Origin of the sequence: Rhizobium sp. PP-F2F-G48 (genome assembly GCF_004342335.1) — a bacterium.
Taxonomy (GTDB): Bacteria; Pseudomonadota; Alphaproteobacteria; order Rhizobiales; family Rhizobiaceae; genus Ferranicluibacter.
Genome location: NZ_SLVH01000009.1, coordinates 213,932 through 220,645 on the forward strand (window position 1 = coordinate 213,932; position 6,714 = coordinate 220,645).

7 protein-coding genes are annotated in these 6,714 nt (G+C 64.0%); 5 read left to right on the top strand and 2 right to left on the bottom strand.

Annotated elements, in window-relative coordinates:
• Positions 1-64: 64 nt before the first annotated feature.
• A complete protein-coding gene (locus C8J36_RS19625) occupies positions 65-769 on the bottom strand; it encodes a FadR/GntR family transcriptional regulator (RefSeq protein WP_132537044.1) in 705 nt (234 codons plus the stop codon).
• A 141-nt stretch (positions 770-910) separates the two neighbouring features.
• On the opposite strand from C8J36_RS19625, the gene C8J36_RS19630 reads away from it, so the two are divergent.
• The 5 genes from C8J36_RS19630 to C8J36_RS19650 are packed head-to-tail and all read left to right on the top strand — an operon-like array spanning position 911 to position 6,073.
• Positions 911-2,512 (top strand): ABC transporter substrate-binding protein, encoded by a 1,602-nt coding sequence (locus C8J36_RS19630; protein ID WP_062596858.1) that lies wholly within the window; start codon positions 911-913, stop codon positions 2,510-2,512.
• 16 nt (positions 2,513-2,528) lie between these two features.
• Complete coding sequence (locus C8J36_RS19635; RefSeq protein WP_132537045.1) at positions 2,529-3,557, top strand: ABC transporter permease; 1,029 nt, start codon at positions 2,529-2,531, stop codon at positions 3,555-3,557.
• The gene (locus C8J36_RS19640) at positions 3,554-4,468 is read left to right on the top strand and encodes an ABC transporter permease (protein ID WP_132537046.1); all 915 of its coding nucleotides are present in this window, start codon (positions 3,554-3,556) and stop codon (positions 4,466-4,468) included. The genes C8J36_RS19635 and C8J36_RS19640 overlap by 4 nt, the downstream gene beginning before the upstream one ends.
• Positions 4,458-5,300 carry an ABC transporter ATP-binding protein gene (locus tag C8J36_RS19645; RefSeq protein WP_132537047.1) on the top strand — a complete coding sequence of 281 codons (843 nt, stop codon included), beginning with the start codon at positions 4,458-4,460 and terminating at the stop codon, positions 5,298-5,300. Before C8J36_RS19640 ends, C8J36_RS19645 begins: the two co-directional genes overlap by 11 nt.
• The gene (locus C8J36_RS19650; protein ID WP_062596855.1) at positions 5,297-6,073 is read left to right on the top strand and encodes an ABC transporter ATP-binding protein; all 777 of its coding nucleotides are present in this window, start codon (positions 5,297-5,299) and stop codon (positions 6,071-6,073) included. Before C8J36_RS19645 ends, C8J36_RS19650 begins: the two co-directional genes overlap by 4 nt.
• Before the next feature lie 312 nt (positions 6,074-6,385).
• On the opposite strand, the gene C8J36_RS19655 is transcribed toward C8J36_RS19650, so the two are convergent.
• Positions 6,386-6,714: MOFRL family protein (locus tag C8J36_RS19655; protein WP_281029254.1), on the bottom strand; the 329-nt coding region annotated here is incomplete at its 5' end.

Consider the following 6,714-nt stretch of genomic DNA (forward strand, 5'->3'; position numbering starts at 1 on the left):
TCCTAAATGTGGTATGACATAATATGAATTTCCGCTCTTGTCGAGGGCGCCGGGCGTGCTCCCTTCAGCGTGCGAGACGCCGATATCGCTTCTGGCTTGCCACGAGATGGTCCCGCATCGCAAGCCGGGCCGCCTCAGAATCCTGATCGGAAATGGCGTCGAGAACCCGTTCATGCTCGGCCAGGACACCGGCGAGATAGGTCTTGCTATTGGCATCGGGAAGCGTGGGAAACTGCCCGCGCGGAATGGATCGCTGGCCATAGCGATTGAGCGCTTCGGCGAAGTACCGGTTGTTGGTGGCCGTGGCGATGGCCCGATGGAAAAGGAAGTCTGTCTCAACGGTCGGCTCGCTCAACTCGACCCGTCGCGCCATCTCGTGATGCGCCACACGAATAGCCTCCTCTTGCGAGGCAGAGCGCCTATATGCAGCAATTCCAGCAGCTTCCACCTCGACACCCATCCGGAATTCGATCAGTTCGAGCGTCTGCGGGACGCTTTCCAGCTCGATCGGGGTGAGGAGAACAGACGGCCGGCTGATGGCATCGGTCACGAACATGCCCTTGCCCTGGATCGGCGTCACCAGCCCCGCGGCGCGCAGTTCGGCGATCGCTTCGCGCACCACGGTGCGGCTGACGGAGAACTGCCGTTCCAGTTGCGGCTCTGTCGGCAGTTGCGATTTGGGCGGCAGGATTCCCGTCCCGATCTGGCGCTTCAATTCGTCGATCACACCCTGTGCAAGACGCGGTCTTCGGTTCGCTACCATCTTCAATGCCCCGTTCCCTCGTGCCCTGGTGTCTCGCCCAACCGGTTATCACATTTTAAGACTTGCTATTGCGGCTTTCTCAAAATCGACATATTCATCATACGACATACCACGTGACTTACTAGATGATCTCCGGGAGGAATTTAGATGAAGCCTTTTTGTTCACCGCTTCTGGTGGGGGCGGCGCTTGGCCTGTCTCTCGGCAGCGCGACGGCCGTGGTGGCGGAGACCCCGAACGATCAGTTGATCATCGGCACCTCGCTTGCACAGGTCCTGTCCCTCGATCCCCAGCAGGGCACGGAGGTCAAGACGCAGGAGATTCTGGCGAATACCTATGATCGCCTCGTCTTTTCCGACCAGACGGATGGCTACAAGATCAAGCCGCAGCTGGCCGAGAGCTGGACCGTGGACGACAAGGGCATCACCTTCAAGCTGCGCGACGCCACCTTCACCTCGGGCAATCCCGTCACCGCGAAGGACGTGGTGTTCTCGATCGTGCGTCTCATGAAGCTCGATCAGTCGGCATCGACCAACTACAAGACCGCCGGCTACACCGCGGACAATATCGAGAGCCTCGTCTCCGCCGTGGATGACAAGACGTTCCGGATCGAACTGACGGACAAGGTCATTCCCGAGGCGCTGCTCTATCGTCTCGCCATGGGCGTTTCGAGCGTCGTCGACAGCGTCGAAGTCGAAAAGCACGTGAAGAACGGCGACTACGGCAACGAATGGCTGCGAACGACGGCCGCCGGTTCCGGACCTTATACGCTGCGCCGCTGGACGCCGAACGACATCGTCCTGCTGGAAGCCAACAAGGACTATCGCGGCGGCGCGCCGGCGATCCGCCGCATCGTGATGCGGCACGTGCCCGAGAGCCAGGCGGCCCGCCTGATGCTTGAGCGCGGCGATATCGACATTGCCAATGCGCTGACGGCCGCCGACGTCAAGACCTTCGAAACGAAGGCCGGCTTCGTCATCGATCAGGTCAAGACCGGCGGTTACTACGTGCTGGCGATGAATGCCGGCCGGGAGGCTCTCGCCAAGCCCGAGGTGCGCGAGGCCATCGCCTACGGCATCAACTACAAGGGCATCGCGGATACGATCCTCGGCTCCTACGGCCGCTGGAGAAACGTGCCCGTTCCCGAAGACTGGGCAGGTGCGATCCCCAATCCCGACTGGTCGTTCCAGCCGGAGAAGGCCAAGAAGCTTTTGGCCGATGCCGGCTATCCCAACGGTCTGTCGCTGACGTTGAAGACGATTTCCCAGACGCCGCGCGTCGACATGGCGACCGCCATCCAGGCAAGCCTTGCCGAAATCGGCATCACGGTGACGATCCAGCAGGGCAATGGCGCGGATATCGTCGCCGCGCACCGGGCACGCGATTTCGATCTGCTGCTGCCGCAGACCGGCTCCTTCATGCCGACGGCACTGGGCTCGCTCGACAATTTCGCGTCCAATCCAAACAATGCCAAGGAAGCCAACAATGCCGGCAACTTCGTCTGGCGCTCGGCCTGGGACATTCCGGACCTCAACGCGCTGCGCGAGCAGGCAAACCGCGAACGCGACGATGCCAAGCGTCTGGACCTCGTCCGGCAGATCCAGGAAAAGTTCATCGCGCTGAAGCCCGCGGTCCTGCCGATGTTCGAGCGCTTCGAGCCGATCGTCGTCAGCGGGCGCGTGAAGGGCTATAGCGGCCACCCGTGGTCCCTGACCCGCGTCGAGGCCGTCTCCAAGACAGACGCCCCGTGATCAAGGCGATCGTTTCATGAAAGAGTTCACCCTCATCGAACTTGGCAAGCGGCTCGGCCAGCTTTTGCTCAGCCTCTTCGTCCTGCTCGTCGTCACCTTCGTGATCGGTCGCATCCTGCCGACCGATCCCGTCGGGGCGATCGTAGGCGAGCTGGCCGATCCCGCTGCCTACGAGGCGATGCGGGCAAGGCTCGGGCTCGACCTGCCGGTCTACCAGCAGTTCTGGCTGTACCTCACCTCGCTCCTGCACGGCGATCTCGGAACGGCGATCCTCACCGGCAACCCTGTGCTGCAGGATCTGGCGCAGGCCTTTCCCGCGACGCTGGAGCTGGCGACGCTCGCCGTCATCCTCTCGACTCTGGTGGGCGTGCCCCTCGGCATGACGGCGGCGTTCTTCCGTGATACCTGGATCGACAAGTTCACGCGCGTCGTCTCGCTCGTCGGCCATTCGATCCCGGTGTTCTGGTTCGGCATCGTGGGCCTCGTGATCTTCTATGCGGGGCTGGAATGGGTCGGCAGTCCCGGCCGTGTGGATGTCTATCTCGAGGGTCTCGTCGAACCGCGTACCGGTCTTCTCCTGGTCGACAGTCTTCTCGCCGGCGACACCGAAGTGTTCTGGAATGCCGTCCACCACATCATCCTGCCCGCCTGCATCCTTGCCTATTCGGCCATGGCCTACATCACCCGCATGACCCGCAGCTTCACGCTGGAACAGCTGAACCAGGATTACGTGACCGCGGCGCGCGCCAAAGGTGCATCGACCATGCGGATCGTCACCGGCCATCTCCTACCGAACATCGCGGTCCAGCTCATCACGGTCCTTGCGATTTCCTATGGCGGGCTGCTCGAAGGCGCCGTTGTCACGGAGATCGTGTTTTCCTGGCCCGGTATCGGCCAGTACATGACCAACGCGCTGATGACCGGCGACATGAACGCGATCCTGGCGGGTACTCTCATTATCGGATTGATCTTCATGCTCCTCAATTTCCTGTCGGATCTCGCCTATCTGGTGTTCGATCCCCGCACGCGCGAGGTGACGGCATGAGCACCGGCGACGTTCTCTCCCCTCCCCCGACGGCAGACGGCGCGATCACGCAAAGTTCGGCGAGCCGCTTTGCCGGCAGCCTGCGCACCTTCCTCGTCAAGCTGGCCGACGAGCCGCTCGGCATGTTCGGCTTCGCGGTTCTGCTCGTCCTTGTCATCGTCGCCATTCTGGCGCCGTGGATCGCGCCCTACAGCGCCACGTCGCAGGATCTCACCCAGGCGCTCCAGCCGCCGAGTTTCGCCCACTGGGCGGGAACCGACGAGTTCGGCCGGGATATTCTCTCCCGCCTGATCTACGGCACGCGGATCACCATCCAGACCGTGCTCGCCGTGTCGCTGATCATCGGGCCCATCGGCCTTCTGATCGGCATCGTCGCCGGCTTTGCCGGCGGGCGCACCGACGCGATCCTGATGCGCGCGACGGATGTCGTGCTCAGCTTTCCCTCGCTTATTCTGGCGCTGGCCTTTGCCGCAGCGCTCGGCGCCGGGCTCAACACCGCCATCATCGCGATCTCGCTCACCGGCTGGCCACCGATCGCGCGTCTGGCACGGGCGGAAACGCTGATCGTGCGCAACACGGACTATGTGGCCGCGGCGAGGCTCTACGGCGCGTCGCGCACACGGCTTCTGCTGCTCTACATCGCGCCGATGTGCATCCCCTCCGTCGTCGTGCGGCTGACGCTCAGCATGGCCGGCATCATCCTCACGGCCGCCGCCCTCGGCTTCCTCGGGCTCGGCGCCCAGCCGCCCGCACCCGAGTGGGGCGCGATGATTTCGAACGGGCGCAAGTTCATGCTGGACAACTGGTGGGTCGCGGTCATGCCCGGCCTCGCCATCTTGATCACCAGCCTTGCCTTCAATCTCGTGGGCGACACCCTGCGCGACATATTGGATCCCCGCCATGCCCGTTGATCAACCCATCCTTGAGATCCGGGACCTCTCGGTTCGCTTCGGCCGGGCGAAGATCCCGGCCGTGAACGGCGTCAGCCTGACGGTGGGCGCCGAGCGCGTCGGCATCGTCGGCGAGTCCGGCTCGGGCAAATCGACGCTCGGCCGCGCCGTCATGCGCCTCCTGCCGCCGGCCGCCCGGATCGAGGCAGCGGCGATGGACTTCGAAGGCGCGCCGCTTCTCACGCGCAGCGAAAAGGCGATGCGCGGCCTGCGCGGCAACCGCATGGCGCTGATCATGCAGGACCCGCGCTATTCGCTCAATCCGGTCCTGACCGTCGGCAAGCAGGTGGCGGAAGCCGCAACGCTGCACCAGAAGATCAGCCGCAAGCAGGCCACTGCGCTGGCCGCCGACATGCTCGGCCGCGTCCGCATCGCCGATGTCGAGCGGACGATGGCGCTCTACCCGCACCAGATCTCCGGCGGCATGGGCCAGCGCGTGATGATCGCCATGATGCTGCTCTCCAAACCCCGCCTCGTCATCGCGGACGAGCCGACCTCGGCCCTCGACGTCAGCGTGCGCGGCGACGTGCTGCGGTTGCTCGACGAACTGGTGCGGGAAAACGCCTCGGCCCTCCTGCTCATCAGCCACGACATCCGCATGGTCGCCTCGTTCTGCGAGCGGGTTCTGGTCATGTATCAGGGGCGCGTGGTGGAAACGCTGACGCGGCTCGACGAGGCGAAACATCCCTACACGCGCGGCCTGATCGCCGCCATGCCCGACCCGAAACATCCCGTCTCCCGTCTGCCGGTTCTCGATCGTCGGGCCATCAACGAAGCCGGAGCAGCGCCATGATCGATGTCGAAAACCTCTCCGTCTCCTTCGGGCAGGGCACCGCCCGCACGCAGGTCGTCAAATCCGTGTCCTTCTCGGTGCGCAAGGGCGAAACGCTCGGGATCGTCGGCGAATCCGGCTGCGGAAAATCGACCGTCCTGCGGTCGTTGGCGGGCCTCGATCGCCATTGGGAAGGATCGATCCGCCTTGGCGGTGAACCCGTCGATCCGGATCGCCGGCGCGAGCAACTGCTGCTCGCCCAGATGGTCTTTCAGGATCCCTACGGCTCGATCCATCCGCGCCATCGCATCCAGCGGGTTTTGGCCGAACCGATCCGCGCCATGGACAAGGGGCCGGGATGGGACCGTGTCGGCCCTGCCCTCCGCCAGGTCGGCCTGCCGGAGACCTTCGCGGACCGCTTTCCCCACCAGCTTTCCGGCGGCCAGCGCCAGCGCGTCGCCATCGCCCGTGCCCTGATGCTCGAGCCGGAGATCCTCCTCCTCGACGAACCGACGTCGGCACTCGACGTCTCCGTCCAGGCCGAGGTGCTCAACCTCCTCTGCGACCTGCGCGACGAACGCAATCTCACCTACGTCCTCGTCAGCCACGACTTGTCCGTCATCGCCCACATGTGCGACCGCGTGCTCGTCATGCAGCGCGGCACCTTCGTGGACGAACTGACCAAGGACGACCTCCAACGCGGCATCACGCATCACGCCTATTCGCAGATGCTTTTCGAGGAAGCCGTCAACGGTCTTAGAACGGTGAACGAGGTGGCGCCCGTCCTGAACTAGGCAGACCGGCGATGGCTCAATGTCCGAGCTTTTCGCGCTGTTCGAGCTCTGATGAATCGGAATGGATCGTGTCACCCGATCGATCAGCATCTGCCGCATCTGTCTTGTGGCTTCCGGCAGGCGGGCGGCCACCACCGATAGCCGCATCCGGGTTCCCAGCGTCCAGGCATCATCGGCCGTGAAGCGGGCGACGTTGCATCCTCGCTCCTACACGAGAAGGTCGGCGCATGTCCTATTATCCGGCTGGGTCACAATGGCAGCCACGAAAGTAACAAGCGGGCGACGGACCGAAATGTCAGAGTATTTGGGAGCCTAGAACAGCAGAAAGGCCCTGAAATCGTTCACGTTCGTGCCGGTCGGCCCCGTGTCGAACAGGTCGCCCGATGCAGAGAAGGCGGACCAGGCGTCGTGTTGCGCGAGGTGGCCGCGCGGCTCGCCGCCTGTCGCCCGGATACGTGCGGCGGTTTCGCCATCGCAGAAGGCGCCCGCATTGCTCTCCGAGCCGTCGATGCCGTCGGTATCGGCCGCAAGCGCGGTGATGCCGGAGGTGCCGTCGAGGTCGATGGCAGCGGCCAGCAGCAGTTCGGTGTTTCGCCCGCCTTTGCCCGCACCCTCGGGTCCGATCGTGACGGTCGTTTCCC

Excerpts from the sequence above, each read along its gene's own strand:
- C8J36_RS19630 (WP_062596858.1), top strand. The coding sequence starts at position 911 with ATGAAGCCTTTTTGTTCACCGCTTCTGGTGGGGGCGGCGCTTGGCCTG.
- C8J36_RS19635 (WP_132537045.1), top strand. The coding sequence starts at position 2,529 with ATGAAAGAGTTCACCCTCATCGAACTTGGCAAGCGGCTCGGCCAGCTT.
- C8J36_RS19640 (WP_132537046.1), top strand. The coding sequence starts at position 3,554 with ATGAGCACCGGCGACGTTCTCTCCCCTCCCCCGACGGCAGACGGCGCG.
- C8J36_RS19645 (WP_132537047.1), top strand. The coding sequence starts at position 4,458 with ATGCCCGTTGATCAACCCATCCTTGAGATCCGGGACCTCTCGGTTCGC.
- C8J36_RS19650 (WP_062596855.1), top strand. The coding sequence starts at position 5,297 with ATGATCGATGTCGAAAACCTCTCCGTCTCCTTCGGGCAGGGCACCGCC.